Consider the following 26,538-nt stretch of genomic DNA (forward strand, 5'->3'; position numbering starts at 1 on the left):
CGTTCCCGTGACCTCACCGGATGCGATCGCCGCCGCCGTCGCGCGACTGACCCAGGCCCAGGAGACCCGGGTGCCGTGCGCGCCGGTGCGCGACCTGATCGGCACCGACGACCTGGATGCGGCGTACGCCGTCCAGCAGGGCCTCGTGCAGGGTCGGCTGGCCGCCGGCGCCACGGTCGTCGGGCGCAAGATCGGCGCGACGTCCGAGGCGGTGCAGACCCAGCTCGGGGTGAACCAGCCGGACTTCGGCTACCTGCTCGACGTCATGGACGTGTCGGCAGGGGCGGATGGCGACCCGATCTCGATGCGCACGCTGCTGCAGCCGCGGGTCGAGGGCGAGGTCGCGTTCCGGCTCGGCCGCGACATCGACCCACCTGACGGAGCGGAGATCACCATCGACGTGGTCCGCGACGCGGTCGAGGTCGCGCTGCCGGCGCTGGAGATCGTCGACTCGCGGATCGCCGACTGGAAGATCGGGTTCACCGACACCGTCGCCGACAACGCGTCCAGCGGGCTGTTCGTGGTCGGGACCGACGGCCGGTCGCTCGACGAGCTCGAGCCGCGCGACGTGACGATGTCGCTGACCATCAACGGCGAGGAGCGCTCCGCCGGCAACGGCGCCGCCTGCCTGGGCGACCCGCTCGAGGCGCTGCGGTGGCTCGCGGTCCAGGCCCAGCGCTACGGCGAGCCGCTGCGCGCGGGCCAGCTGATCCTGTCCGGGGCCCTGGGCCCGTTCGTGCCGTTCGCCCCGGGGGACCGGGTCGTGGCGACCATCAGCGGCTTCGCGCCGCTCAGCGTCACCTTCGAGGAGTGATCTGATGTCAAAGCTGACCGCAGCCATCGTGGGGCCGGGCAACATCGGCACCGACCTGATGTACAAGCTGCTCCGCTCCGACGTGATCGAGCCGCGCTGGATGATCGGCGTCGACCCGGCCAGCGAGGGCCTGCGGCTCGCGGCCGAGAAGGGCCTCGAGGCGTCGCATGAAGGCGTCGACTGGCTGCTCAAGCAGGACCAGCTCCCCGACCTGATCTTCGAGGCGACCTCGGCGTACGTGCACCGCGAGTACGCGCCGCGCTACGAGGAGGCCGGCATCCGGGCGATCGACCTGACGCCTGCCGCGGTCGGTCCCGCGGTGATCCCGCCGGTCAACGGCGAGGAGCACGTCGCCGCGATGAACGTCAACATGATCACCTGCGGTGGTCAGGCGACGATCCCGATGGTCGCCGCGGTGTCCCGCGCGGCCGCGGTGTCGTACGCCGAGATCGTCGCGTCGGTGTCGAGCATGTCGGCGGGGCCGGGCACCCGCGCGAACATCGACGAGTTCACCCGCACCACCTCGGCCGGCGTCGAGACGATCGGCGGAGCCCAGCAGGGCAAGGCGATCATCATCCTGAACCCGGCCGAGCCGCCGATGATCATGCGCGACACGATCTACTGCGCCGTCGCCCCGGACGCCGATCGCGATGCGATCGTCGCCAGCATCTTCGCGATGGAGAAGGCCGTGCAGGAGTACGTCCCTGGCTACCGGCTGCTCCAGGAGCCGCAGATCGACGACCCGTCGCCGGCTACCCGTGGCCAGACGAAGGTGTCGATCTTCGTCGAGGTCGAGGGCGCGGGTGACTTCCTGCCGCCGTACGCCGGCAACCTCGACATCATGACCGCCGCGGCCACGCAGGTCGGCCAGAACATCGCTAGGAGCGTGCTCTCGTGACTGACATCAACACGCTGGACCGGACCTGGTCCGCCGACCTGGATCTTCGTCTCACCGACACCTGCCTGCGCGACGGGTCGCACCACAAGCGGCACCAGTTCACCGCGCAGGAGGTCCACGACATCGTCGAGGCGCTGGACAACTCCGGCGTACCCGTCATCGAGGTCACCCACGGCGACGGCTTGGGCGGCTCGTCGTTCAACTACGGCTTCTCGAGGACGCCCGAGCAGGAGCTGATCAGGATCGCGGCGGAGACCGCGAAGCGCGCCAAGATCGCGTTCCTCATGCTTCCCGGCGTCGGCACCAAGGACGACATCCGTGCCGCGCAGGACAACGGCGGCCAGATCTGCCGGATCGCCACGCACTGCACCGAGGCGGACACCTCGATCCAGCACTTCGGCCTGGCCCGTGAGCTCGGCCTCGAGACCGTCGGCTTCCTGATGATGAGCCACACCCAGCCGCCCGAGGTGCTCGCCAAGCAGGCGCGGATCATGGTCGACGCGGGCAACCAGTGCGTGTACGTCGTCGACTCCGCGGGCGCGCTCGTGATGGAGCAGACCGCCGACCGCGTGGCCGCTGTCGTCGCCGAGATCGGCCACGAGGCCACCGTCGGCTTCCACGGCCACGAGAACCTCGGCCTCGGTGTCTCCAACACCGTGATCGCCGCCCGCGCGGGCGCCACCCAGATCGACGGGTCGGTGCGCCGCTTCGGCGCAGGTGCCGGCAACACGCCGCTCGAGGCGTTCGTCGGGGTCTGCGACAAGCTCGGCTGGAAGACCGGCATCGACTTCCTCACCATCGTCGACGCGTCCGAGGACGTCATCAAGCCGGCCATGCCCGAGGAGTGCCAGCTCGACCGGATGACGCTGATGATGGGCTACGCCGGCGTCTACTCGTCGTTCCTCAAGCACGCCGGCAACGCGGCGGACCGCTACGGCGTCTCCGGCGCCAAGATCCTGCTCGAGGCCGGCCGCCGCAAGCTGATCGGCGGTCAGGAGGACCAGCTCATCGACATCGCGCTGATGCTGAAGGCCGAGCAGGACAAGGCAGCCGCCAACAGCTGACGTGCCGCGCGTCAGGCCGTGATGAGGGCCAACGCGGTGAGCAGGCATCCGCACGTGGTCACCAGGACGGCCGACACGCAGGCGGTGCGGGCGCGCTCGGTCGTCGAGACGTGCATGCCCAGGGCGCACGCGATCTGCGCGAGGACCAGGACGATGAGCGGCCCGGCCACCCACAGCCCTGCGAGCCCCGGCTCGGCTCCGGCATAGCGGCCGACCTCGGCCGCGTACGCGTCGCGGTAGACCGCGACGGCCAGGACCGTGCCGACGACAGGTGCCAGCCAGATGAGGGGTCGCACCGAGAGCACGACCCCATCCTGGCGAAGGTTCGAGGGGGCGTCCACGTCACGGCACCACCTGGCTCTCGGTCGCCTGCGGGTTGCTGTGTGGTTGCGACCGACAGGGCTTCTTACGCGGGTACGGCCGCAACGGGCTGGCGCTGCTTCCCGGCTTTCGGTCGTGGCCTCCGGTGGTTGAGGAAGGCGCGTTAGCGCCTGTCTCGAAACCACCACCAAAGTGCTCAGAACTATTTCTCGGAAGTGTCCACATCCCGGTCAACCACGGGCTTTTCGAGGCCTCACTGTCGGTGGTCGGTGCTTGGGTTGAACCATGACAGCGATCGCCACTCCGAGACACCGCGTGTCGGTGGCGACCGCGCACGTCCAGTCGGAGCTCGACGCCGTTGCCGACGCATCGGTGTGGTCGATGGACGCCGCGGAGACCGCTGACACCCTGGTCGCGCTGACCCGCGCCGAGGCCAAGCTGGCCGAGCTGAAGGCACGCGTGGCCGCGCATGCCGACGACCTGCACGTCGGGCAGGAGGTCGGCGCCGCCTCCGCGGCGAGCTGGCTGGCGCACACCACCAACACCACCCGACCGGCAGCGGCCGGCACCGTGAAGCTCGGCCACTCCCTCGAAGCGCATCCCCTCACGCGGGACGCGCTCGCTCACGGCGACGTCCTGGTCGACCAGGCCCGCGTCATCGTGCACGCCGTCGACCAGCTCCCCGACGACATCGACCGCGACCTCGTCGCCAAAGCCGAAGCCCACCTGGTCGCCGAAGCCCAGCACCACGACGCCAAGGGTCTGCGGGTGTTGGGCAAGCACCTGTTCGAGGTGATCGCGCCCGACGAGGCCGACGCCCGCGAGGCCGCGATCCTCGAGGCCGAGGAGAAGGCCGCCGCCAAGGCCTGTCACCTGGCGATGTACGACGACGGACACGGCAAGACCCACGGCCGGTTCACCATCCCCACCGCCGTCGAAGGCGCCCTGCTGCGCAAGATCCTGCTCGCGATCACCGCACCCAAGCACCAGCACGCCACCCACGGCGCGGGAGCCGAACGCCTCCCCACCCCCGAGGCCATGGGGCAGGCGCTGTGCGAGCTCATCACCCGCTACCCCACGAACAGGCTCCCGAAGAGCGGCGGCCTGCCCGCCACCCTCCTGGTCCTCATCGACGAAGACTCGCTGACGGGTCGTGTGGAGAAGGCCGGGGTGCTCGACACCGGGGAGGGGATCAGCCCCGGCGCGACCCGGCGGCTGCTGTGCGAGGCCGAGGTCATCCCCGTCGTCCTCGACGGCGACTCCCAGCCCCTCGACGTCGGACGTGGGCGGCGGCTGCACACCAAGGCCCAGCGCCACGCGATGGTCGTGCGCGACCGAGGCTGTCGCGCCGCAGGCTGCGACCGCACCCACACCCTCCAAGCCCACCACCAGATCGCATGGGCCCACGGCGGCCACACCAACCTCGACAACGCCGTCACGCTCTGCCACTGGCACCACCAACGCGCACACGACACGACCTACGAGACCACCTACCTGCCCAACGGCAACGTCACCTTCCACCGACGCCAATAGCCACCCGAACCATCGCTTCAAACGGTGACCACCACGGTCGACCACGACGAACCCGCAAGCCAACCAACCACCGCAACCACCTACGGGTGACCACAGACTGCGGCGACCCCGTTATCCGAAAACCAAGAACCGGTACCACCCACGCACCCGCAGGCCGCCCAGCCTCCGCCACCCCGCGCAGGCCATCAGGCGCCCGCGCGGTCAGGTGGTTTCGAGGCTCGCTCCGCTCGGGCGGGCGACGAGCCTCGGACCAACGTCCTCGCAGTCTCAGTGCTTGCAGATCAGCCCGCCGTCGACGACGACCTCGGTGCCGGTGACGAAGGACGCGTCGTCGGAGAGCAGGAACGCGACGACGGTGGCGATCTCGCGTGGCTGAGCCATCCGCTGCAGCGGGGTGGCCTGCTCGAACTCCGCCTTGATCTCGGGGATGTCGAGGGCGGGCTGCAGCATCGGGGTCACCACGAAGCCGGGGCAGACGGCGTTGACGCGGATGCCCTCGGGGCCGAGCTGGGCGGCCATCGACCGGGTCAGGCCGAGCATCCCTGCCTTCGAGGCGCAGTACGACGGGATCCACGGGTTGGCGGCGATGCCCTCGATCGAGGAGATGCCGACGATCGACGGGCCGGCGGCTCGGTCGAGGTGGGGGAGTGCTGCCTGCGAGAGCAGGGCGTGCGCCCGGAGGTTCACGTCGAGGACGGCGTCCCAGGACTCGGCGGTGAAGGCGCCGACCGGCTCCGGCGTCACCCGCCCGGCGGCGTGCACCAGCCCGGTGAGCCCGCCGAGCGCGTCCACCGCCTCGGCCACGGGCGCCTCGAGGTCGCCGGTGACGTCGACGACCTGGCCGTGGGCGCCGATCCGTGCGGCGACCTCGAGCGTGTCCGGGGCGAGGTCCCAGATCGCGACCTTCGCGCCGCGCTCGACCAGCACCTCGGCGGACGCCAGCCCGATGCCGGACGCGCCACCGGTGACGATGACCCGCTTGCCGTTCACAGGACGAACCGCGCCTTGATGCAGTCCGAACCACGTGCTCCGACAGCGGCGTACGCCGCCGCTGCGTCGTCGAGGTCGAACGTGTGCGTGAACAGGCCGCCGGTGTCGATGCGGCCGTGCTGCACGAGCGGGACCAGGGCCCCCCAGGTGCGGTGGACCGGAGCGGTGGTCATCCGCAGCGTGATGCTGCGGTAGACGCCCATCAGCGCGCCGAGCGGGTAGGGGTTCATGTCGTGCACCCCGATCAGCGAGACGGTGCCGCCGGCACGGACGACGTTGAAGGCGTCGTCGATCGTGGCGTCGATGGCGACCGCGTCGACCACCGAGTCGGCGCCCCGCCCGCCGGTCGCCGCCATGACCGCGTCGTGCAGCGGCCCGTCGACACTCACCGCGCCCCCCTTCGCCGCGAGGTCGCGACGGCCGGCGACCGGGTCGTAGGCGAGCACCTGCCCGGCACCCTGGAGCAGCGCTGAGCGCACCGCGCACTGACCGACCGCGCCGAGGCCGAGGACGACCACGGTGCCGCCCGGCGGGATGTCCGCGCGCTGCGCGCCGGCCCAGCCGGTGCCGAGGTTGTCGGTGAGCAGCAGCGCGGCCTCGTCGTCGACCCCGTCCGGGATGCGCAGCAGCTGGAAGTCGGCGGCGGGTACGGCGAGCAGCTCGCTCTGCCCGCCACCGAGCTCGCCGGACCCGAACACCTTCGGGCCCTGGACGCAGGTCACGGGGTCGCCGGTCGCACACCCGACACAGTCGCCGCAGCCCGCGACCGAGGCGACGAGCACGCGGTCGCCGGGACGGAAGCGGCGTACGTCGGCGCCGACCTCGACGACCTCGCCGATCACCTCGTGGCCGACGGCCACCGGGAAGAACGGGAGGTCGCCGTCGTAGAAGTGCAGGTCGGACCCGCAGATGGCGGCGGAGCTGACGCGGACCAGCGCGTCACCCGCGCCGGTGAGGGTCGGATCCGGGACGGTCTCGACGGAGATCTGGCCGGGCCCGGTGACGGTGACGGAGCGCATGGCGCACACCGTAGGGCTGTTTACACATTCTGAAAAGTGTGTACTTTACGGCGCATGCGCAACGTGCACGCCGGCCTGCCGTTCACGGCCGCCGAGTTCTCCGACGAGCAGCTGGCCGCCGCGCTGGAGGACCTGTCGGTCCCGGCGCTGCTGGTGTCCTGCGTGCACATGAGCCGGCCCGAGGACCGGGCCGCGATCCTCGCGAGCGAGCTGCGCCCCCAGGGGAGCTTCCTCAACGAGTACCAGGGCTTCCTGGACGCCGACGCCCAGGCGAGGGCCCGTGCCTTCGCCCTCGACGTGGTCCGTGACTGGCGCGACCGCGGCTGCCCCGAGCCGGAGCCCGTCTCGCCCGCGATGGTCAAGCAGCTGATGGAGTGGATCGTCGGGGCAGCGGTCGGCGACGAGTACGTGCCGCTGGTGCTCGAGGAGCTCGAGCTCGACGGTGCGGACGAGCGCGCGGGCGCCCCGGTCGCCGGCGCCGCGGACTACCCCGTGGTCATCATCGGCGCCGGGATGTCGGGCATCCTCGCCGCGATCCGGGTCTCCCAGGCCGGCTTCCCGTTCGTGATCGTCGAGAAGAACGCCGGCCCCGGCGGCACCTGGTGGGAGAACTCCTACCCCGGTGCGCGCGTGGACGTGGGCAGCCACTTCTACTGCTACAGCTTCGAGCCCGCCGACCACTGGACCGAGTTCTTCCCGCAGCAGCCGGAGGTGCAGGCGTACTTCCAGGGTGTCTTCGACAAGCACGGGCTGGGGGACCACACCCGCTTCTCCACCGAGGTCGTCGGCGCGACCTGGGACGAGGCGGCGGGGACCTGGTCGGTCGAGCTCGACACCGGCGAGTCCCTCGTCGCCCGGGCCGTGGTGGCGGCGGTCGGCCAGATGAACCGGCCGTTCGTGCCCGACGTCCCGGGCGGCTTCGACGGGCCGGCGTTCCACACCGCGCGGTGGGACCACGACGTCGACGTCACCGGCAAGCGGGTGGTGATGGTCGGGGCCGGCGCGACGGGCTTCCAGGTCGCGCCCGCGATCGCGGACCAGGTGAAGTCGCTGACCGTCCTCCAGCGCACCGCCCAGTGGATGTTCCCGAACCCCGGCTACCACGACCGGGTGGGTCCCGGCGTCGGGTGGGCGATCCGGCACCTGCCGTTCTACGGCCGCTGGTTCCGGTTCCTGATCTTCTGGCCGAGCTGCGACGCCGCGTTCGCCGCTGCGAAGGTGGACCCGGACTGGGAGCCCCAGGCGACCTCGGTCAGCGAGATCAACGACATCGTCCGCACGATGTTCTCCGAGTGGATCACCAGCCAGCTGCCCGACGACCCCGAGCTGGTCGCGAAGGTCGTGCCGGACTACCCGGCGACCGGCAAGCGCACGCTGCAGGACAACGGCAGCTGGCTGCAGACGCTCAGCAGGGACAACGTGACCCTGGTGCGCGCGGGCGTCGACCGGCTCGAGGCCGACGGCGTCGTCGACGACCAGGGGGAGCTCCACCCGGCCGACGTGGTCGTCTGGGCGACCGGGTTCCGGGTCAACGACTTCCTGCTGCCGCTGCGCATCATCGGGCGCGACGGCCAGGACCTGCGCGAGACGTGGGGGAGCGCGCCGCGCGCCCACCTCGGGGTGACGGTCAGCGGCTTCCCGAACCTCTTCCTGCTCTACGGCCCGAACACCAACCTGGCCAGCGGCGGCAGCATCATCTTCGCCTCGGAGTGCGAGGTCACGTTCATGGTCGAGTGCCTCCGGCTGCTCGCCGAGAGCGGCAGCGCGGCGATCGAGCCCACGCGTGCGGCGTACGACGACTGGTACGAGCGGGTCCAGGCCGAGGCGCAGACGATGGTGTGGGCGTCGCCGCACATCGAGCACAACTACTACAAGAACGCCGAGGGCGACGTGCACGGGATCAACCCGTTCCGGATCGTCGACTACTGGGGCTGGACCCGCCGCCCCGACCCGGCCGACTACCAGCTGTCGTGACCGCCCGGGACCGCTCGCGCGAGCGCATCCTCGACGCCGCCGAGGTCTGCCTGCGGCGCGACGGGATCCGGCGTACGACGGTGCAGGCGGTCGCCGACGAGGCCGGGCTGTCGCGGGTGTACGTCTACCGGTTCTTCCCGGACAAGTCGACGCTGGTGTCGGCGGCGCTGATCCGACGCGACGAGGCGTTCTGGGCGACCGCGAACGCGCGGGTGTCCGCAGCTGCGTCGTTCTCGGAGATGGTCGCCGAGGCCGTGGCGATGTCGAGCGAGTCCCCGCTCGGACCGCTGGCGCTCGCGCTGGCCGAGTCGGAGCCGCAGGAGTTCGCCGAGGTGATGGGCACCTTCGTCCACGAGGTCGTCCCCGGCCTGGCCGGCTTCTGGGTCGAGCAGCTGACGGCCGCGCAAGAACGCGGGTTGGTCCGCGCCGACCTCGACGTCGTCGCGGGCGCAGAGTGGGTGATCCGCATTGTCGTCTCGCTGGTCGGGGTCCCGGGCCGGGCCGTGGACATCACCGACCGTGCCTCGTTGGTCGCGCACCTCGACGCGTTCCTGAGCCCGGCGTTCGCCGATGCTTAGCCGTCTGGGGGCGGGTCGCTTCCACCCCGAGCTCCGCGCCGGCTCCCGGTTGCTGCCGCGTGCCGCGGTCAGCCCGCGGCTCGTTCCGCTGCTGCGCAAGGGGATCCAGCGGCTGCCTGCCGACCCCGACTTCGTCGAGAGCGCGGTCTCGCCGACCGCCGCGGTCCGGGTGTACCGCCCGGCGCACGCGCCGTCGCCGAGCCCGGCGCTCCTCTACATCCACGGTGGGGGGCTGCTCATCGGCAGCCCGTTGCAGGACGAGGCGGCGCTGCGGTCCATCGCCGACGAGCTCGGCGTCGTGGTCGCGACGGTCCGGTACCGCCTCGCTCCCGAGCACCGGTACCCCGCCGCACGCGACGACTGCTACGACGCACTGCGCTGGCTCGCGGACCAGCCCGGGGTCGATCCCACCCGGGTGGCGATCGGTGGCGGCAGCGCCGGGGGTGGGCTGGCGGCAGCGACCGCCCTGCACACGCGCGACCGTGGCGGGCCGGCCCTGTGCCTGCAGCTGCTCGTCTACCCGATGCTCGACGACCGCACCGCCGTCCGGCCCGACCCGGACAGCGCCTGTCGGCGGCTGTGGAGCAACGAGGCCAACCACTACGGCTGGTCCAGCTACCTCGGCCACCAGCCCGGCCTGCCCGGCGTCGACCCGACGGCGGCGCCGGCGCGGTGCGACGACTTCGCCGGACTTCCACCGGCCTGGATCGGCGTCGGCACCCTCGACCTCTTCCACGACGAGGCGCTCGCGTACGCCGCCCGGCTCCGGGCCGCGGGCGTCGCGTGCACGACCGGCGTCGTACCGGGCGCGTTCCACGGCTTCGACGCCTTCGCTGGCAAGCCCGTCGTCCGCGAGTTCCGGGCCAGCCAGGTGGCGGCGCTGCGGTCCGGGTTCGGGCTCGACTAGCGCCGCCGGATCCGCCAGCCCGCCCACGCGAAGGCGCCGAGCGGGATCGGCAGCCAGAACGAGAACAGCCGGTAGAGCAGCGTCGCGATGATCGCGGTCTCGGTGGGGACCCCGATCAGCGCGAGCATGCCGGTGAGGCCGACGTCGACGAAGCCGACGCCTCCGGGGGTGATCGGGATGATCGCGAGCGCCTGCGAGACGACGAACGCGAGCAGCACCTCCGACGGCCGCGCGTGCACGCCGAACGCGACCAGGGCAGCGACCAGGGAGGCGTAGTCGAACATCCGGCTCGCGGCCATCGCGAACACCGACCGCCACCAGCGGCCGCGGAACGCCTCGGCGATCCGCACGCGCTGGCCGAGCAGCCCGGCGGCGACCCCCGTCGGCGTGACCGAGCGGCGCACCCAGTGCAGCGTCCAGCCGATCCCGCGGCCGGCGACGTCGAGCACGCGCGGCCAGGTCAGGACGGTCACGCCGATCGTGACGATCACGGCGGCCAGGACCACCGAGACGACCAGGCCCAGCTGGAGCTGCTTGGCCGGCGGCGGCCCGATGAGCAGTGCCGGGATCGTCAGGATCGGCAGCAGGAACAGCACCGCGTTGTTGAGCAGCGCGATCGCGCCGAGCCCCGACGCGACCGACCGCGGCTCCTGGCCGTCGTCGATGAGGATCTTCGCCTGGATGACGCCCCCGGTCGCCCCTCCGCCCGGAAGGACCTTCGCGGCCGCGCTGCCGGCCAGCTGCGCGGTGGCCGTCGTACCCCACCCGGGCCGGTCGGGGGTGAGCGCGAGGCGGGTCAGCCACCACAGCGAGACGAGGCGCCCGACCTGGAGGAAGGCGAGCACGAAGAACCAGGGGACGTCGACCGTCGCGAGCTGCGGCCAGGACGCGAACATCGTCACCAGGCTCGGGGCCACGATGTAGAGGCCGATCGCGGTGATCGTCAGCCCGACCGCCCGTCCGCCCCACCGCTTGACCAGCGTGCGGTGCGAGCGTTCGGTCATGGCGCCACGCTCCCGGAGAGGTGGGGTGCCCGGGTTCACCCGTGGCGGGTGGTTCTCGACCAAAACGAGAACGTGTTCTAGTATCGGTCCTGTTCACTCAGTGACAGGAGATGTCGATGTCCCAGGCCGTTCTGGACGGAGTCCGTGACCTGCTTCCCGCAATCCGGGAGCGGGCTGACGAGGCCGAGCGACTGCGCGTGGTCCCGGAGGCGTCGATCAAGGAGCTGGAGGAGGTCGGATTCTTCCGGCTGCTCCAGCCTCGGCGGTTCGACGGCCACGAGTCCGACCCCGTCGACTTCTACACGGCGGTCCGCGACATCGCCGGCGCGTGCGGCTCGACCGGCTGGGTCTCCAGCGTCGTCGGCGTGCACCCGTGGCAGGTCGCGCTGTTCCCCGACGAGGCACAGCAGGCGGTGTGGGGCGCCGACACCAGCACCCGGCTGAGCTCGTCGTACGCCCCGACCGGCAAGGCCACCGTCACCGACGGCGGCTACATCCTGTCCGGCAAGTGGAGCTTCTCGTCCGGCTGCGACCACTGCTCGTGGGTCCTGCTCGGCGGCCTGGTCTTCAACGCCGACGGCAACGTCGTCGACTTCAAGACGTTCATGGTGCCGCGCGAGAACTACACGATCAACGACGTCTGGCACATGGTCGGCCTGTCCGGCACCGGCTCCAACGACATCGTGGTCGACGACGTGTTCGTGCCCGAGGCGTTCACGCTCAGCATGGGCGACACCGGGCGCTGCTTCGGCCCCGGCCAGGAGCAGAACACCTCCGACCTCTACAAGCTGCCATTCCACTCGATCTTCACCGGCACGATCACCACGCCGATCATCGGCATGGCCCAGGGCGCGTACGCCGAGCACGTCGACATGCAGCAGAAGCGCGTGCGCGCGGCGTACCTCGGCGAGAAGGCGTCGCTCGACCCCTTCGCCGCCGTCCGCATCGCCAAGGCATCGTCGGAGATCGACGCCGCCTGGGCGCTGCTGGTCGCCAACATCCGCGAGGAGCAGGCGCACGTCGCCAAGGGCGAGCAGATCCCGCTCGGCCTGCGTCTGCGGGTCCGCCGCGACCAGGTGCTCGGCACCCAGCGCGCGATCGACGCGATCGACTCGCTGTTCGAGGCGTCGGGCGGTCGCGCGCTCACCCAGGGCACGTACCTGCAGCGGGCGTGGCGCGACGCGCACGCCGGCCGGGTGCACGCCGCCAACGACCCGGAGCGGGCGCTGCAGATGTACGGCGCTCACGAGTTCGGGCACAAGGTCGACCCGGGGATGTACTGAGTGACGATCACCAAGGAATCGGTCCAGCGCTCGGCGAAGGCCGGCGAGATCACCCTCAACTACTACGAGGCCGGTGTCTCGACAAGCTCGACAACCGGTGAGGCCCTCGGGGGCGGCCTGCCGCTCGTCATGCTGCACGGCGGTGGGCCGGGAGCGTCGGCGTGGTCGAACTTCGGCAGTGCGCTGCCGAAGTTCGCCGCGTCGTTCCGGACCCTGCTGGTCGACCAGCCGGGCTTCGGCGGCTCGGACAAGCCGCCGGTGGTCGGCAACTACTACCGGCACTCGGCCGACCACGTGGTGAAGCTGCTCGACGAGCTCGGCATCGACCGCGTGCACCTGCTGGGCAACAGCCTCGGCGGCGGGACGGCGATGCGGTTCGCGCTGTCGTACCCCGACCGTGTCGGCCGGCTGGTGCTGATGGGTCCGGGTGGTCTGTCGCTGAACCTGTTCCACGCCGACCCCACCGAGGGCGTCAAGCGGCTGATGGACTTCGGCGCCAACCCGTCGCGCGAGGCGCTGCGGGCCTTCATCTCCACGATGGTCGTCAACCAGGACCTCGTCACCGACGAGCTGGTCGAGGAACGCTTCGCGGACGCCACGGCGCCCGGCGCCCAGGACGCGATGCGCTCGATGGGCATGTCGTTCTGGAACCCGGAGACCGCCGAGGACGGCATGCTCTGGCGCGAGGCGCACCAGCTGCGCAAGCACACGCTGCTGACGTGGGGCCGTGAGGACCGCGTGAACCCGCTCGACGGCGCGATGGTCGCCCTCAAGCTGATTCCCAAGGCGCAGCTGCATGTCTTCCCGAACTGTGGGCACTGGGCCCAGATCGAGGCGGCCGACGAGTTCGCCGAGATCACCACGGCCTTCCTCGCTCGGCACAAGGAGCGCGCATGACCATCGACGTGAAGAGCATGGGCTACGTCCGTGTGGCCAGCACCGACCTCTCGCAGTGGACGACGTTCGCGGGAAAGGTCCTCGGTCTCGCCGAGGGGCGCGGCCCGAACCCGGACCACCAGTACTGGCGGATCGACCAGGTCTCCGCCCGGCTCGTCGTGTTCCCCTCCGACGTCGACCAGCTCGAGTGCGTCGGTTGGGAGCTCGCCGACCACCGCGCGCTGCAGGAGGCGCGCGAGCACCTCGCGAAGGCCGGCGTGGACTTCCAGGAGGGCACCAAGGAGGAGCTCGCCGAGCGTCGGGTGCAGGAGCTGGTCCGCTTCAGTGACCCGTGGGACAACGTCTTCGAGCTGTTCCACGGCATCACCTACGAGTCGCGGCCCGTGGTGACGCCGTACGCCGCGAACTTCGTGACCGGGGACCAGGGGATGGGCCACATCGTGCTGCCGGTCCTCGACGACGTCGAGGCGCTGCGGTTCTACACCGATGTGCTCGGCTTCCGGTTGCGCGACTCGATGAGCATGCCGGGGGAGTTCGTCGGGAAGGAGCCCGGCTCGAAGGTCTGGCTGCGGTTCCTCGGCGTGAACCCGCGGCACCACTCGCTGGCGTTCCTGCCGATGCCGAACCCGTCCAAGTGCGTGCACATCATGCTCGAGGTCGACGAGCTCGACCACGTGGGCCGCGCGCTGGAGCGGGTGCGCAAGCACGGCGCGCCGCTGTCGGCGACGCTCGGCCGGCACATGAACGACGAGATGATCTCGTTCTACGTGAAGTCGCCCGGCGGCTTCGACGTCGAGTTCGGGACCGACGGCCTCACCGTCGACGACGGGCGCTGGGTCGCCCGGGAGTCGACGGCGGTGTCGTACTGGGGTCACGACTTCGGCGGCGGCCGGTGAAAGACTGATCCCATGACCTCGGACATTCCGGAGGGGATGAACCCGGACGCCCGGGAGACCTGGCCGAGCCCGGAGCTGATCAGCTCCTGGCTGGGCGACCAGGACATCGACTTCGAGCTGCGACCCGGCGAGGACATCGTCGTCCACGACGACCCGGAGCACGTCGCCGCCGCGCGCCGGTTCCGCGACGTGCTGGGGCAGTTCGCCTCGGGCGTCACCGTGGTGACGGGCATGAGCAACGACGCGCCGGTCGGCCTGACCTGCCAGTCGTTCTCCAGCGTGTCGCTGGACCCGCCGCTGGTGCTGTTCATCCCGGCCAAGACCTCGCGGGCCTGGCCGCTGATCCAGCGCTCCGGCCGGTTCTGCGTCAACTTCCTCGGCGCCGACCAGGCCGAGCTGTCGAACACGATGGCCAGCCGCGGCACCGACAAGTTCGCAGACGTGAAGTGGACCCCGGCGCCGACGACCGGCTCACCGGTCCTCGACGGCGTGCTCGCGCACGTCGACTGCACGATCCACCAGGTGCACGAGGCCGGCGACCACTACGTCGTCATCGGTCGGGTCGCCGAGCTGGCCGTCCACGACGACGCCGCGGCCGAGCCGCTGCTGTTCTACGCGGGCCAGTACCGCACGACCGACCCGCGCTGACCCCGCTCCGAAATGCGTTCGACCCACCCGATTCCGTTCGGGTGGGTCGAAGAGGTTCAGAGGTCAGACGCGAATACGGGTCTGGTTCGCGGTCGACGTCGGCCATTCCTCGGCCGCGGTGGCGTCCTCAGTGAGGGTGTCGACGTCCTGGTCCTGAAAGGTCTCGTTGGCATCCACGTAGGTGAGCCTAGGCGTCAGGTGGGCCCGACTCGCGGCGCGGCGGCGTGAGGTTCGTCTCAGCTGGCGGGGAGCCGGTCCTGGTCGTCCTTGGCGAAGCCGGTCCACGTCGTACGGCGGGGGTTCGCGACCGAGCGCGGGAACCCGTCCAGATCATCGGTGTCGTCGAGAAGTGCATCTGCGGCGATGGCGAAGGTGGTCATGCTCCGAACATAGGAGTGACGTGTGTGACGGGCGAGGTTTCGGGCGAAATCCGCGTGGAAACCGCTGATCGGTCCAGAGCGATCGGTAACGGCTCGTCCACGAAACGTCCACAAGCCTTCCCACACAAGGGATTCGAGCGCTACGGCGCCCACTCGCGGCCGAACCAGCGCCGCACCCTGTCCGCCCCGAACGCCACCTTGTCGGCCGCCAGGTCCCGGCTCGGGCCCTCAAGGGCCCCGGTGGGCGCCTGGCCGCTCAGGAACGTGACGTCGACCTTGCCGACCTCGCCGCCGCCGAACTCGAGGTAGCAGGTCCCGTGGCCGTCGTACGACGCCGCCGTACCGCCGCGAGCTCGGGCGATCAGCTGCTCGGCCACCACCGCCGCCTGGCCCTCGGCGAACACCCCGGCCTTGGGGGTCCCGACGCTGGTGACGTCGCCGACGGCGTACACGTCCTCGTAGCGGGTGCGGAGGGTCGCCGGGTCCACCGGGATCCATCCGTCCTCGGTGAGGCCGGCGTCGACCACGACCGCGGGCGCCCGGTGCACGGGGACGCCGAGGAAGAGGTCGAACGGCAGCTCGGACCCGTCCGCGAGCACCGCCTTGCCGGCCTCGAGCGAGCGCACCATCGCGCCGGGATGCCAGGAGATGCCGCGCTCGGCGAAGGCGGCCAGGAGCGCCGACGACGCGCTGGGGGATGGCGGGATCGGGACGCCGAGGGGCATCACCAGCGACACCGTCGAGGTGTCCAGGAGGCCGCGCGAGGCGAGCAGGTCGTGCACCAGCAGCGCGGTCTCGCTCGGCGCCGGCGGGCACTTGAACGGCGTGGAGGTCACGGCGACCACGACATTCCCGCCCGGGAACTCCGCCAGGACGTCGCACAGCGCGAACGCGCCGTCGACGGTGTAGAACTCGTGGCCGTGCTCGACCAGGCCGGGCGTGGCGCCCGGGTGCAGGTCGGCGCCGAGCGCCACGACCAGCACGTCGCCCTCGAGCGGTCCGGCGTCGGTCTCCACCCGGCGGGCGACCGGGTCGATCGCGCGCACCGTCGTCTGCACGAACGTCACGCCCGGCGGCGCGAGGTCGGCGTACCGGTGCAGGACGTGGTCGGCGCTCGCGCGGCCGAACATCACGTCGAGCTTGGAGAAGCCGAAGACGAAGCCCTCTGACTTGTCGATCAGCACGACCTCGGCCTCGGACCCGAGGGCCTCGTCGAGGGTCGTGGCCAGCTCGAGCCCGCCGAAGCCGGCACCCAGGATCAGCACGCGCATGGGCGCCAACGTAGTGGCTAGGGGCCGTGCGGGGGAGGTGGTTCGTCGACGTTCACGGTCGGGACACCCCCGCCGACGCGCGCGATCACCGCGAGCGACGGCTCCCGGCCGGGGTTGCTCTCCCGGTGGACGGTGTACGACGGCACGTGCACGTAGTCGCCGGCGACCGCGTCGAGGTAGCCCTCGTGGCCCTCGAACTCGAGCCGGAGCACGCCGCGGACGACGTACAGGCTGGACTCGTTCCTGTCGTGGTGGTGCCAGCCCGAGGTGAGGCCGGGCGCGGTCTCGACCTGGCCGGACCACAGCAGCGGCAGCTCGAAGGCCAGCCGGCGCTGCATGCCCGAGGTCGGGTCCGCGGTGGTCAGGTCGGCCGGCGTGAGCACGCGCAGCGGTCGGGGGAGCTCGAGACCCATGGCCTCAGAGTGCCACGCGCGCCCGGTGCTCGCGGGGGCTGTCGAACAGCTGGGACAGCGCGTGCGCGCGCTTGAACACGAGCTGTGCGTCGTGCTCCCAGGTGATCGCGATGCCGCCGTGCAGCTGCACGGCCTCGCCGGCGATGTGCGAGAGCGCGTCGCAGCAGTAGGACTTCGCGACGTGGGCGAGCCGCTCGGCGTCGTCGGCGTGCGTGGCGACGGCGTACGACGCCGCCCACGACGCGGTGCGCGACATCTCGAGGAGCACCAGCATGTCGGCCATCCGGTGCTTGAGCGCCTGGAACGAGCCGATCGGCCGCCCGAACTGCACCCGCTCCTGCGAGTACGACACGGTCATGTCCAGCGCGCGCTCGGCGCAGCCGACCGCGAGAGCGGCGACGCCGACGGCGCCGACCAGCCTGGCCCGGTCGCGGGCCTTCGTGGCATCGCCGATCGGGTTCGTCGAACCGCCGGTCACCGTGGCGAGCCGGACCGTCTGGTCCATGGTCGGGACCCAGGCCCGGTCCGCGTCCTGGAGCTCGACGAGTCCGTCGTCCGTCGCGGCCACGAGCACGGTCGCGACGTCGCCGTCGAGCACGGGGCCGCTGCCGTCGACGAACGCCGCGACCTCGCCCTCGGCGATCCGGGGGAGCAGGCGCTGCTTGGCGTCCTCGTCCGCGCCGGCGAGCAGCGCCTCCGAGGTCACCAGCGATGACAGCAGCGGCGACGGCGCGAGCGAGCGGCCGACCTCCTCGAGCGCGACCAGCGACTCGAACAGCGAGAACCCGGCGCCGCCGTACTCCTCGGGGATCCCGAGCGCCGGCACGCCGATCTGCTCGCAGAGCGTCTGCCAGAGCGTCTGGTCGTACTGCTCCACGCGCGCGTCGGCGCGCTTGCCCAGCAGCGAGCGGACCGTCGAGGCCAGCTCGCGCTGCTCCTCGGTGAGCGCGAAGTCCATCAGACCAGACCTTCCAGCACCTGCTGGCGGTGGTAGGCCGGCGTGCCCCACGCGGTCACCAGGGCGCGGACCTTGGTGAGCCAGATGCTCAGGTCGAACTCCTGGGTGTAGCCGATCGCGCCGTGCACCTGCAGGCCCGTGCGGGAGGAGCGGTACGCCGCGTCCGCGCACGCGATCTTGGCGGCCGACACCGGGACCTCGCCGAGGGCGGCGCCGAGCACCAGCGGACGGGCGAAGTCGAGCGCGATGCGCACGTCGGCGAGCTGGTGCTTGATCGCCTGGTACGACCCGATCTCGCGGCCGAACTGCCGGCGCTGCTTCACGTACGTGACCGAGTCGGTGAGGATCCGCTCGCCGGCCCCGAGCAGCTGGGCCGACGTCGCGAGGACGGCCCGGTCGAAGGCGGCCTCGTCGGTCGCGCCCTCGCCGGTGACGCGGAACAGGCGCCGGGCGCGGTCGACCGACCCGACCGGATCCCCGACCTCGGCGGCCCGTGCGCTGCCGGCGTACACCTCGTCGGCGACGTCGGCGTCGAGCGCGTACGGCACGTGGGGCGGGAGGGCGACCGTGGCGATGCCGTCCGCGCGGCCGAGGTAGGCGACCGACTCGACCCACGGGCCCGGGACCGCGTGGTAGCCGAGCCGCTCGAACGCGAGCACCAGGAACACCGGCTCGTCGGCCAGCGAGGTCACGCCCATCTCGGCGAGCCGGCCCCACAGCTTCAGGCCCGGCTCGTGGTCACCGTCGGCCCAGGCCCGGGCGACGGCGACGGTGTCGGCGTTGGCCAGCAGGGAGTCCAGGGCGCCCGCGAAGTCCAGCTGGTCGCCGTCGAGGACGAACTTCACTTGCGGACCTCCCGAGGCAGGCCGAGGATCCGCTCGGCGACGATGTTGCGCTGGATCTCGTTGGTGCCGGCGTAGATCGGGCCCGACAGCGCGAACGTGTAGCCGTCGAGCCAGCGCGACTCGACCTCGGCCTCCGGGCCGAGCAGGTCGAGCGCGGTCTCGTGCAGCGCGATGTCGAGCTCGGACCAGAACACCTTGTTCACCGAGCCTGCAGCACCGATGTCGCCACCGCCGGCGAGCTTGGTGACGGTGCCCCATGTGTAGAGCCGGTAGGCCTGCGCCTTGATCCAGGCGTCCACGACCCCGTCGGCGTCGGCGCCGGTGGTCGAGCCCGTCGAGACCCGTTCGCGGTACAGGTCGACCAGCCGGTCGGCGGCCGCGCAGAACCGGCCCGGGGAGCGCAGCGACAGGCCGCGCTCGTTGCCGGCGGTCGACATCGCGACCCGCCAGCCGTCGCCGGGATCGCCGAGCACGTCGGCGTCCGGGACGAACACGTCGTCGAAGAACACCTCCGCGAAGCCCGCCTCGCCGTCGAGCTGGGCGATCGGCCGCACGGTCACGCCCTCGGCGTCGAGCGGGAACAGGAAGTAGGTGAGCCCGTTGTGCCGCTCGGCCTCCGGGTCTGACCGGAAGAGTCCGAATCCCCAGTGCGCGTACGTCGCGCGCGAGGACCAGGTCTTCTGGCCGTTCAGGACCCAGCCGCCGCGCTCGTCGTCGCGGGCGGCGGTGGACCGCAGCGAGGCGAGGTCGGAGCCGGCCTCCGGCTCGGACCAGCACTGTGCCCAGATCTTCTCGCCGGTGGCCATCGACGGCAGGAACCGGTCCTGCTGCTCCTTGGTGCCGTGGTCGAAGAGGATCGGCGACAGCAGGAAGATGCCGTTCTGGCTGACCCGCCCGGGCGCCCCGGCGCGGTAGTACTCCTCCTCGAAGATCACCCACTCGACGAGCGAGGCGCCGCGCCCGTGGTACTCCTCGGGCCACGAGACGACCGCCCACCTGGCGTCGGCGAGCCGCTGCTCCCACTCCTGGTGGGCGACGAAGCCGTCGGCGGTGTCCATCGAGGGCAGCGGCTCGCTCGGCACGTTGGCCGCCAGCCACGCGCGTGCCTCGTCGCGGAACGCGCTCTCGCTCTCAGTCAGGTCGAGATCCACTTAACCCCTCAGCTCTGTCTTCAACACCTTGCCGGACAGGTTCCGCGGCAGCGCGTCGACCAGCTCGACGTACCTCGGCACCTTGAAGTTCGCGAGTCGCTCCTTGGCGAAGGCGATGACGTCGTCGGCGGTGGTCGAGCTCGCCGAGACCACGACGAACGCCTTGCCCACCTCGCCCATCCGCTCGTCGGGCACGCCGACGACCGCGACGTCGGCGACGCCGTCCAGGCGGGCCAGCGCCTGCTCGACCTCGGCCGGGTACACGTTGAACCCGCCGGAGATGTACATGTCCTTGAGTCGATCGGTGATCGAGAGGTTGCCGTCCTCGTCGAGCACGCCGATGTCGCCGGTGTGGAGCCAGCCGTCGTCGTCGATCGCCTCGGCGGTGGCAGCCGGGTCGTCGAGGTAGCCGAGCATCACGTAGTCGCCGCGCACGAGCAGCTCGCCGCCCTCGGCGATCCGCGTCTCCATGCCGGGGATCGCGCGGCCGCAGGTGGTCGCGACGGTCTCGGCCGAGTCGCCCTCGCGGCACATCGTGACCACGACCGCCTCGGTCATGCCGAACGCCGTCACGACCTGGTCGATCTTCAGCTCGTCGCGCATCCGCTCGATCAGCACCACAGGTACGACGGCCGCGCCGGTGACCGCGAGCCGCAACGACGAGAGGTCGCGCTCGGCCCGGCCGGGCGCGTTGAGCAGCGAGGTGAAGATCGTCGGCGCACCGGGGAGCACGGTGATCCGCTCGTCCTCGATGAGGCGCATCGTCGCGTCGAGGTCGAACGTCGCGACCGGGTACAGCGTCGCGCCGGTGAGCAGGCCAACGACGATGCCGATCTTGTAGCCGAACGAGTGGAAGAACGGGTTCACCACGAGGTACCGGTCGTCCTGTCGCACCCCGCCGAGCTCGGCCCAGGCGCGGGCGACGCCGATCGTCTGCCGGTGGGCGCTCATCGCGCCCTTGGAACGGCCGGTGGTGCCCGACGTGAAGAGGATGTCGGCCACGTCGTCGGGGGAGAGGTCCGCCGGTGCCGCCGGACCGGGGTCGCGGGACACGAGGTCCTGGAGGGTGACGACCTGCTCGGTCACGCCTGCGTCCGCCAGCTCGCGCACCTGGTCGCGTCCGAGGAACCCGTCGTGCACCACGACGACCTTCGCGTCGGTGCGCTCGACGACGTCGGCGACCTCGGTCCCGACGTAGCGCGAGTTGACCGGCACCAGCACGCCGCCGGCGTACGACACCGCGAGGGCGGCGACCGCCCAGTCGATGCTGTTCGGCCCCCAGATCACGACGCGGTCGCCGGGGCTCAGCCCGTACGCCGCGCTGGTGCGCTCGACGAGGCGCAGGAGGTCCGTGTAGGAGACCGTGCGCGGGCCTTCGATGTACGCCGGGTGGTCGCCGAAACGCTCCGCGGCGTCGCGGAGCAGGGCGGGCAGCGTCTCCAAACCAAGCATTTGCTTGGTACAGTACCACCCGTGGACCTGAACTACTCCGAGGAGGACCAGGCTTTTCGCGCCGAGGTGCGGGCCTGGCTCGAGGAGCACCTGACCGGCGACTGGCTCGCCCTGCGCGGGCTGGGCGGCCCGGGTCGCGACCACGAGGCGCACGAGGAACGGGTCGCGTGGAACCGGCTGCTCGCCGAGCACGGGTGGACCTGCCTGGGCTGGCCGACGGAGCACGGCGGCCGCGGCCTGAGCCTGGTGCAGCAGGTGATCTTCCACGAGGAGTACGCCCGCGCGGACGCACCGGTGCGCGTCAACCACCTCGGCGAGGAGCTGCTCGGCCCGACGCTGATCGCCTTCGGCTCCGAGGAGCAGAAGCGGCGGTTCCTGCCGAAGATCGTCGCGGTCGAGGAGCTCTGGGCGCAGGGCTACTCCGAGCCGAACGCCGGCTCCGACCTGGCCAACGTGCAGACCAAGGCCCGTCTCGAGGGCTCTGCCGACGACGGGGAGTGGGTGATCGACGGCCAGAAGGTGTGGACGTCGAACGCGCACGAGAGTCAGTGGGTGTTCGTGGTCGCGCGGACCGAGCCCGGCTCCGAGCGGCACCGCGGGCTGTCCTTCCTGCTGGTCCCGATCGACCAGGACGGCGTGGAGGTCCGGCCGATCGAGCAGCTCACCGGCGGCTCCGAGTTCAACGAGGTCTTCTTCACCGGTGCCCGAACGGCCGCCGACCTGGTGGTGGGCGAGCCCGGTGACGGCTGGAAGGTCGCGATGGCGCTGCTCGGCTTCGAGCGCGGCGTGTCCGTGCTCGGCCAGGTGGTCGGCTTCGTCCGCGAGCTGGACGCGCTGCTCGACGTCGCCAAGCAGAACGGCGCGATCGAGGACCCGGTCGTGCGCGACCGGCTGGCCTCGCTCGCCGTCGAGCTCGACGTGATCCGCTTCCAGGCGCTCCGCGGGCTGTCCTCCGACGACCCCGGCCAGGACTCGATCTTCAAGCTGGTGTGGGCGAACTGGCACAAGCGGCTCGGTGAGGTGGCGATGGACGTCGTCGGCGCCGACGGCCTCACCGCAGGAGCGCCGTACGACCTGGACCGCTGGCAGCGGCTCTTCCTGTTCTCGCGTGCCGACACGATCTACGGCGGCAGCGACGAGGTGCAGCGCAACATCCTCGCCGAGCGTGTGCTCGGCCTTCCCCGAGAGGCACGCGGATGACCGCCCCCGACTACGTTCCTGGACACAACCTGCTCGCCGGCAAGGTCGTCGCGGTCACCGCGGGTGCCGGCGCCGGCATCGGCGCGTCCGTCGTACGACGCGCGCTCGAGGAGGGCGCGAAGGCCGTCGTCTTCAGCGACACCCACGAGCGCCGGCTCGCGGAGGCGGAGGCGACGCTGAGCGCGGAGTTCGGCGCGGATCGCGTGCGCCAGCTGGTCTGCGACGTCACCGACGAGGCGCAGGTGACGGCGTTCCTGGACGTGGCCGACGAGCTCGGCGGCGCGGACATCGTGATCAACAACGCCGGGCTGGGCGGCACGGCGAGCATCCTCGAGATGACCGACGAGCAGTGGTCGAAGGTCCTCGACATCACGCTGACCGGCACGTTCCGCTGTATCCGCGCGGCCGGCAACCGGATGGTCGCCGCGGGCAAGAAGGGCGTGATCGTCAACAACGCCTCGGTGATCGGGTGGCGGGCGCAGGAGGGCCAGGCGCACTACGCCGCGGCCAAGGCCGGCGTGATGGCGTTGACCCGGTCGGCCGCGATGGACCTGGCGCCGCACGGGATCCGCGTCAACGCGGTCTCCCCGAGCCTGGCGATGCACCCGTTCCTCGCCAAGGTGACGTCCGACGACCTGCTCGCCGAGCTGACCGACCGCGAGGCGTTCAAGCGCGCGGCGGAGCCGTGGGAGGTGGCGAACGTGATGGTGTTCCTCGCCAGCGACTACGCGTCGTACATGACCGGGGAGGTCGTCGCAGTGAGCAGTCAGCATGCCTAGGCGGGACGACCTGCTGGAGATCGCAGCAGAGCTCTTCGCCGAGAAGGGCTTCAAGAACACCACGGTCCGCGACATCGCGGACGCGGCCGGGATCCTGTCGGGCAGCCTCTACCACCACTTCGACTCCAAGGAGTCGATGGTCGACGAGATCCTGCGGACGTTCCAGGAGGAGCTGTTCGCGGCGTACGACGAGGTGATCGCCAGCAAGGACGACGCGCGCACCAAGATCGAGCGTGCGGTGCGGCTGTCGTTCGAGGCGATCGACCAGCACCGCTACGAGGTCGCGATCTTCCAGAACGACGCGGACCACCTCGGCGGCTTCGAGCGGTTCGGCTACCTGGCCGAGCGCAACGCCCAGTCCCGCGAGGTCTGGATGACGCTGCTCAACGAGGGCGTGAAGACCGGCGCCCTGCGCAAGGACCTGAACGTCGAGCTCACCTACCGCTTCATCCGCGACACCGTCTGGGTCGCGGTGCGGTGGTACCGCCCCGGCGGCGAGCTCAGCCACACCGAGGTGGCGGACCAGTACCTCACCATTCTTCTCGATGGGATCGCACAGTGAACGAGCGAAGCGAGCGAACAATCCAGGACAGCCGGACGTGTGTCTCGTGCGCGCACGGAGCGAAGCGAGTACGCGCATGAGTGAGGCCTTCATCGTCGACGCCGTCCGGACGCCGGTCGGCAAGCGCGGGGGAGCGCTCGCGGGCGTCCACTCTGCCGACCTCGCCGCGCACACGCTGGCCGCGCTGATGCGGCGTACCGGCGTGGACCCGGGCGCCGTCGACGACGTGATCCTGGGCTGCTGCGACACCATCGGCTCGCAGGCCGGGGACGTCGCGCGCACGGCGTGGCTGGTCGCGGGGCTGCCGGACCACGTGCCGGGCGTGACCATCGACCGCCAGTGCGGCTCGTCGCAGCAGGCCGTGCACTTCGCCGCGCAGGGCGTGCTGTCCGGCACGCAGGACCTCGTGGTCGCCGGCGGCGTGCAGAACATGAGCGCGATCCCGATCTCGGCCGCGATGATCGTCGGGCAGCAGTACGGCTTCTCGACGCCGTTCGCGGAGTCGCCGGGCTGGCAGGCGCGGTACGGCGACCAGGAGGTCAGCCAGTTCCGCTCCGCCGAGATGATCGCGGAGAAGTGGGACCTGTCGCGCGAGGAGATGGAGGAGTTCGCGCTCGCCTCGCACGAGCGGGCGCGCACGGCCATCGCCGAGGGGCGCTTCACGAACGAGATCGAGGCCTTCGAGGACTTCGACACCGACCAGTGCCCGCGCGAGACCACGCTCGAGAAGATGGCCGGCCTCGAGCCGCTCGCACCCGGCGGCCGGATCACCGCCGCGATGGCCTCGCAGATCTGCGACGGCTCGGCCGCGATCCTGCTCGCCTCCGAGCGCGCGGTCGCGGAGCACGGCCTCACCCCGCGAGCGCGGATCCACCACCTGTCGGTGCGGGGGGACGACCCGGTCTGGATGCTGACCGGCCCGATCCGGGCGACCAAGCACGCGCTCGACAGGACCGGCCTGTCGGTCGAGGACATCGACCTGTTCGAGTGCAACGAGGCGTTCGCCCCGGTGGTGCTCGCCTGGATGCGCGAGATCGGCGTACCCCACGACAAGGTCAACGTGAACGGTGGCGGCATCGCCCTCGGACACCCGATCGGTGCTACCGGCGCGCGGCTGATGACCACGATGCTCAACGAGCTCGAGCGCACCGGTGGTCGCTACGGCCTGCAGACGATGTGCGAGGGCGGCGGTCAGGCCAACGTCACGGTCATCGAGCGTCTGTAGGCCCGAGGAGCCGTTCGGCCCGAGCGAGGAGCACGCGGGCGTCGCCCAGGCGCGCCGCGGCGACGGACGGCGTGGCGGGTGCGAGGACGATGTCGGCCTCGATCCGCAGCAGCCTGACGCCGAGAAGGCGTGCCCGGACGTTGGCGTGGACGATCGCGCCGGTCCCGAGCGACTCCGACTCGCCGGCGCCGTCCGCGCCGGCCCGCATCATGACGCTCGCATCTCCTTGCCTCGCAGGGACGAGACCACGGCGCTCGCCGCCGTCACCACCCCCATCACGGCGAGGGCGGTGACGCCGGAGGCCACCACCGTCCTCACGTCCAGGTGATCGGACTTGCTGACCACGGGCACGGGCGCGCTCTTTCCCAGCAGCTTCATGATCCCTGTCCCTTCTTCGTCCTCGGTGCCGTTCTCGCGGTGGACCGCTTCGGGGTCGCCTTCTTCGCAGCGGTCTTCTTCGCAGCGGTCTTCTTCGCAGCGGTCTTCTTCGGGGCGGCCTTCGTCGCAGTCGCCCTCTTCGGGGCAGCCTTCTTCGGGGCGGCCGTCTTCGTGGCGCGGTTCTCCCGAGATCGCGCCTGCGTGATCGCCGAGACCAGCTGGTCGTGCCGCATCCGCGAGCGCCCCTCGATACCGAGACCCGCCGCGATCGGCTGCAGCTCGGCGATGGTCCGCTGGCTCATCGGCCCGGCGACACTGGTGACGTCGGCGCTCGTCTCGAGCGCGGCGGTCGTGGCGGCGGCGTTGTGGCGCAGCTCCTGGGCGGAGCGGACCTGGTCGTCGGCCTCGGTGGCCTGGTGCTCGGCGCGCGCGGCGAGCTCCTCCGCGGCCTGGTGCGCCCGACGGGCCGCCTCCATCGCCGACTCTGCCGCCTCGTCGGACATCTGGCGAGCGGCAGCCATCTGCTCCTCCGCGGCCGCGATGTCCTCGCGTGCCTCCTCCTGCGCGGCCAGGGCCTGGGCCTCGACATCGCGCCGTTGGGCGGCGAGCTCCTCCTCGAGAGCGCGCAGCTTCTTGCCCTCGTCCTCCTCCGCCGCCTCGCGGTCTGCCGCGACCGCCTCGTCGGCGCGGCGGCGCGACTCCGCGACGCGCGCCTCGACGGCCGCGTCCCGTTCTCGAGCCGCTTCGGCGAGGCGTTGCCGGTGCTGCTGCTCCACCGCGCTGGCCCGTTCGGCGAGCTCGTGCGCCCGCTGGGCCTTGCGGACCGCCTCCTGCTCGGCGGCCCGCGCGCGTTCGACCGCCGCGCGCGCCTCCTCGAGCCGGCCGTCGACGCGGTCGCCGTTCTGCAGGGTCTTCCGTGCCCCCGCGGTCACCGCCTCCACGGGTGGTGCGAGTGTCTTCGATGCCACCCAGGCTGCATTCCTGGGCAGGTCGACCACTCCCGTCTTGGTCTTCTCCGCCAGCCAGGCGGCAGGATTCCACGCCACGTCGAGCTCCCTCCCGGATCTCTTTGCGTCCCCGGTCTCTCTCCCTACGCCG

Annotated in this window: 29 protein-coding genes; 15 read left to right on the top strand and 14 right to left on the bottom strand. The window is 71.4% G+C overall.

Annotated features, from left to right (window positions below):
* Window positions 1-7: 7 nt before the first annotated feature.
* The 3 genes from MJ604_RS06440 to dmpG are packed head-to-tail and all read left to right on the top strand — an operon-like array spanning window position 8 to window position 2,776.
* Entirely contained in the window at window positions 8-814 is an 807-nt protein-coding gene (locus MJ604_RS06440; protein WP_243057488.1) for a 2-keto-4-pentenoate hydratase, read from the top strand.
* A gap of 1 nt (window position 815) precedes the next feature.
* The gene (locus tag MJ604_RS06445) at window positions 816-1,712 is read left to right on the top strand and encodes an acetaldehyde dehydrogenase (acetylating) (protein ID WP_374458339.1); all 897 of its coding nucleotides are present in this window, start codon (window positions 816-818) and stop codon (window positions 1,710-1,712) included.
* Window positions 1,709-2,776, top strand: a complete 1,068-nt coding sequence (dmpG, locus tag MJ604_RS06450) for a 4-hydroxy-2-oxovalerate aldolase (protein ID WP_243057490.1) — start codon at window positions 1,709-1,711, stop codon at window positions 2,774-2,776. Before MJ604_RS06445 ends, dmpG begins: the two co-directional genes overlap by 4 nt.
* An 11-nt stretch (window positions 2,777-2,787) precedes the next feature.
* On the opposite strand, the gene MJ604_RS06455 is transcribed toward dmpG, so the two are convergent.
* Complete coding sequence (locus MJ604_RS06455; protein WP_243057492.1) at window positions 2,788-3,081, bottom strand: hypothetical protein; 294 nt, start codon at window positions 3,079-3,081, stop codon at window positions 2,788-2,790.
* 301 nt (window positions 3,082-3,382) lie between these two features.
* Here MJ604_RS06455 and MJ604_RS06460 point away from each other — a divergent pair, with 301 nt between their 5' ends.
* Window positions 3,383-4,630: an HNH endonuclease signature motif containing protein gene (locus MJ604_RS06460; protein WP_243057493.1), complete on the top strand. Its 1,248-nt coding sequence runs from the start codon at window positions 3,383-3,385 to the stop codon at window positions 4,628-4,630.
* A gap of 267 nt (window positions 4,631-4,897) precedes the next feature.
* Here MJ604_RS06460 and MJ604_RS06465 read toward each other — a convergent pair whose 3' ends face one another.
* Window positions 4,898-5,620, bottom strand: coding sequence for an SDR family NAD(P)-dependent oxidoreductase (locus MJ604_RS06465; protein ID WP_243057494.1), 723 nt, complete (start codon window positions 5,618-5,620; stop codon window positions 4,898-4,900).
* Complete coding sequence (locus tag MJ604_RS06470; protein WP_243057496.1) at window positions 5,617-6,639, bottom strand: alcohol dehydrogenase catalytic domain-containing protein; 1,023 nt, start codon at window positions 6,637-6,639, stop codon at window positions 5,617-5,619. Before MJ604_RS06470 ends, MJ604_RS06465 begins: the two co-directional genes overlap by 4 nt.
* 54 nt (window positions 6,640-6,693) lie before the next feature.
* Between MJ604_RS06470 and MJ604_RS06475 the strand changes: the two genes are divergently transcribed.
* Genes MJ604_RS06475 through MJ604_RS06485 form a run of 3 tightly spaced genes read left to right on the top strand, consistent with a single transcriptional unit; the run spans window position 6,694 to window position 10,098 of the window.
* Window positions 6,694-8,613, top strand: a complete 1,920-nt coding sequence (locus MJ604_RS06475; RefSeq protein WP_243057497.1) for an NAD(P)/FAD-dependent oxidoreductase — start codon at window positions 6,694-6,696, stop codon at window positions 8,611-8,613.
* Complete coding sequence (locus MJ604_RS06480; RefSeq protein WP_243057498.1) at window positions 8,610-9,191, top strand: TetR/AcrR family transcriptional regulator; 582 nt, start codon at window positions 8,610-8,612, stop codon at window positions 9,189-9,191. The genes MJ604_RS06475 and MJ604_RS06480 overlap by 4 nt, the downstream gene beginning before the upstream one ends.
* The gene (locus tag MJ604_RS06485; RefSeq protein ID WP_243057500.1) at window positions 9,184-10,098 is read left to right on the top strand and encodes an alpha/beta hydrolase fold domain-containing protein; all 915 of its coding nucleotides are present in this window, start codon (window positions 9,184-9,186) and stop codon (window positions 10,096-10,098) included. Before MJ604_RS06480 ends, MJ604_RS06485 begins: the two co-directional genes overlap by 8 nt.
* On the opposite strand, the gene MJ604_RS06490 is transcribed toward MJ604_RS06485, so the two are convergent.
* The gene (locus MJ604_RS06490) at window positions 10,095-11,102 is read right to left on the bottom strand and encodes a lysylphosphatidylglycerol synthase transmembrane domain-containing protein (protein ID WP_243057501.1); all 1,008 of its coding nucleotides are present in this window, start codon (window positions 11,100-11,102) and stop codon (window positions 10,095-10,097) included. The two genes, MJ604_RS06485 and MJ604_RS06490, sit on opposite strands and share 4 nt — an antisense overlap.
* A gap of 116 nt (window positions 11,103-11,218) precedes the next feature.
* On the opposite strand from MJ604_RS06490, the gene hsaA reads away from it, so the two are divergent.
* Genes hsaA through MJ604_RS06510 form a run of 4 tightly spaced genes read left to right on the top strand, consistent with a single transcriptional unit; the run spans window position 11,219 to window position 14,826 of the window.
* On the top strand, window positions 11,219-12,385 hold the full coding sequence (gene hsaA, locus MJ604_RS06495) for a 3-hydroxy-9,10-secoandrosta-1,3,5(10)-triene-9,17-dione monooxygenase oxygenase subunit (RefSeq protein WP_243057502.1): 1,167 nt from the start codon (window positions 11,219-11,221) through the stop codon (window positions 12,383-12,385).
* Complete coding sequence (gene hsaD / locus MJ604_RS06500; protein ID WP_243057503.1) at window positions 12,386-13,282, top strand: 4,5:9,10-diseco-3-hydroxy-5,9,17-trioxoandrosta-1(10),2-diene-4-oate hydrolase; 897 nt, start codon at window positions 12,386-12,388, stop codon at window positions 13,280-13,282.
* Window positions 13,279-14,178: an iron-dependent extradiol dioxygenase HsaC gene (gene hsaC / locus MJ604_RS06505; RefSeq protein ID WP_243057505.1), complete on the top strand. Its 900-nt coding sequence runs from the start codon at window positions 13,279-13,281 to the stop codon at window positions 14,176-14,178. The genes hsaD and hsaC overlap by 4 nt, the downstream gene beginning before the upstream one ends.
* 12 nt (window positions 14,179-14,190) lie before the next feature.
* Entirely contained in the window at window positions 14,191-14,826 is a 636-nt protein-coding gene (locus tag MJ604_RS06510; protein ID WP_243057506.1) for a flavin reductase family protein, read from the top strand.
* Window positions 14,827-15,062: 236 nt separating this feature from the next.
* Here the strand turns inward: MJ604_RS06510 and MJ604_RS06515 are convergent, their stop codons facing one another.
* The 7 genes from MJ604_RS06515 to MJ604_RS06545 form a co-directional block, all read right to left on the bottom strand.
* On the bottom strand, window positions 15,063-15,206 hold the full coding sequence (locus tag MJ604_RS06515) for a hypothetical protein (protein WP_243057507.1): 144 nt from the start codon (window positions 15,204-15,206) through the stop codon (window positions 15,063-15,065).
* 140 nt (window positions 15,207-15,346) lie between these two features.
* The gene (locus tag MJ604_RS06520; protein ID WP_243057509.1) at window positions 15,347-16,477 is read right to left on the bottom strand and encodes an NAD(P)/FAD-dependent oxidoreductase; all 1,131 of its coding nucleotides are present in this window, start codon (window positions 16,475-16,477) and stop codon (window positions 15,347-15,349) included.
* A gap of 17 nt (window positions 16,478-16,494) precedes the next feature.
* Window positions 16,495-16,890: a cupin domain-containing protein gene (locus MJ604_RS06525; RefSeq protein ID WP_243057510.1), complete on the bottom strand. Its 396-nt coding sequence runs from the start codon at window positions 16,888-16,890 to the stop codon at window positions 16,495-16,497.
* Between the two features lie 4 nt (window positions 16,891-16,894).
* Window positions 16,895-17,848 (bottom strand): acyl-CoA dehydrogenase family protein, encoded by a 954-nt coding sequence (locus MJ604_RS06530; RefSeq protein ID WP_243057511.1) that lies wholly within the window; start codon window positions 17,846-17,848, stop codon window positions 16,895-16,897.
* Window positions 17,848-18,693, bottom strand: coding sequence for an acyl-CoA dehydrogenase family protein (locus tag MJ604_RS06535; RefSeq protein ID WP_243057512.1), 846 nt, complete (start codon window positions 18,691-18,693; stop codon window positions 17,848-17,850). Before MJ604_RS06535 ends, MJ604_RS06530 begins: the two co-directional genes overlap by 1 nt.
* Window positions 18,690-19,844 carry an acyl-CoA dehydrogenase family protein gene (locus MJ604_RS06540; protein ID WP_243057514.1) on the bottom strand — a complete coding sequence of 385 codons (1,155 nt, stop codon included), beginning with the start codon at window positions 19,842-19,844 and terminating at the stop codon, window positions 18,690-18,692. Before MJ604_RS06540 ends, MJ604_RS06535 begins: the two co-directional genes overlap by 4 nt.
* Complete coding sequence (locus tag MJ604_RS06545) at window positions 19,845-21,296, bottom strand: FadD3 family acyl-CoA ligase (protein ID WP_243057515.1); 1,452 nt, start codon at window positions 21,294-21,296, stop codon at window positions 19,845-19,847. It lies immediately after the preceding gene.
* Between the two features lie 21 nt (window positions 21,297-21,317).
* On the opposite strand from MJ604_RS06545, the gene MJ604_RS06550 reads away from it, so the two are divergent.
* The 4 genes from MJ604_RS06550 to MJ604_RS06565 all read left to right on the top strand — a co-directional run bounded on the left by MJ604_RS06550 (window position 21,318) and on the right by MJ604_RS06565 (window position 25,062).
* A complete protein-coding gene (locus MJ604_RS06550) occupies window positions 21,318-22,496 on the top strand; it encodes an acyl-CoA dehydrogenase family protein (protein ID WP_243057516.1) in 1,179 nt (392 codons plus the stop codon).
* Window positions 22,493-23,275 carry an SDR family oxidoreductase gene (locus MJ604_RS06555; RefSeq protein WP_243057517.1) on the top strand — a complete coding sequence of 261 codons (783 nt, stop codon included), beginning with the start codon at window positions 22,493-22,495 and terminating at the stop codon, window positions 23,273-23,275. Before MJ604_RS06550 ends, MJ604_RS06555 begins: the two co-directional genes overlap by 4 nt.
* The gene (locus MJ604_RS06560) at window positions 23,268-23,837 is read left to right on the top strand and encodes a TetR/AcrR family transcriptional regulator (RefSeq protein ID WP_243057518.1); all 570 of its coding nucleotides are present in this window, start codon (window positions 23,268-23,270) and stop codon (window positions 23,835-23,837) included. The genes MJ604_RS06555 and MJ604_RS06560 overlap by 8 nt, the downstream gene beginning before the upstream one ends.
* A 76-nt stretch (window positions 23,838-23,913) precedes the next feature.
* Window positions 23,914-25,062: an acetyl-CoA C-acetyltransferase gene (locus tag MJ604_RS06565; RefSeq protein ID WP_243057519.1), complete on the top strand. Its 1,149-nt coding sequence runs from the start codon at window positions 23,914-23,916 to the stop codon at window positions 25,060-25,062.
* Here MJ604_RS06565 and MJ604_RS06570 read toward each other — a convergent pair.
* Genes MJ604_RS06570 through MJ604_RS24165 form a run of 3 tightly spaced genes read right to left on the bottom strand, consistent with a single transcriptional unit; the run spans window position 25,046 to window position 26,486 of the window.
* Entirely contained in the window at window positions 25,046-25,273 is a 228-nt protein-coding gene (locus MJ604_RS06570; protein WP_243057520.1) for a hypothetical protein, read from the bottom strand. The genes MJ604_RS06565 and MJ604_RS06570 overlap by 17 nt on opposite strands.
* Entirely contained in the window at window positions 25,270-25,440 is a 171-nt protein-coding gene (locus MJ604_RS06575) for a hypothetical protein (RefSeq protein ID WP_243057521.1), read from the bottom strand. The genes MJ604_RS06570 and MJ604_RS06575 overlap by 4 nt, the downstream gene beginning before the upstream one ends.
* Window positions 25,437-26,486, bottom strand: a complete 1,050-nt coding sequence (locus tag MJ604_RS24165) for a Rho termination factor N-terminal domain-containing protein (protein ID WP_243057522.1) — start codon at window positions 26,484-26,486, stop codon at window positions 25,437-25,439. The genes MJ604_RS06575 and MJ604_RS24165 overlap by 4 nt, the downstream gene beginning before the upstream one ends.
* Window positions 26,487-26,538: the final 52 nt, after the last annotated feature.

The organism is Nocardioides sp. SR21, assembly GCF_022761125.1.
Taxonomy (GTDB): Bacteria; Actinomycetota; Actinomycetes; order Propionibacteriales; family Nocardioidaceae; genus Nocardioides.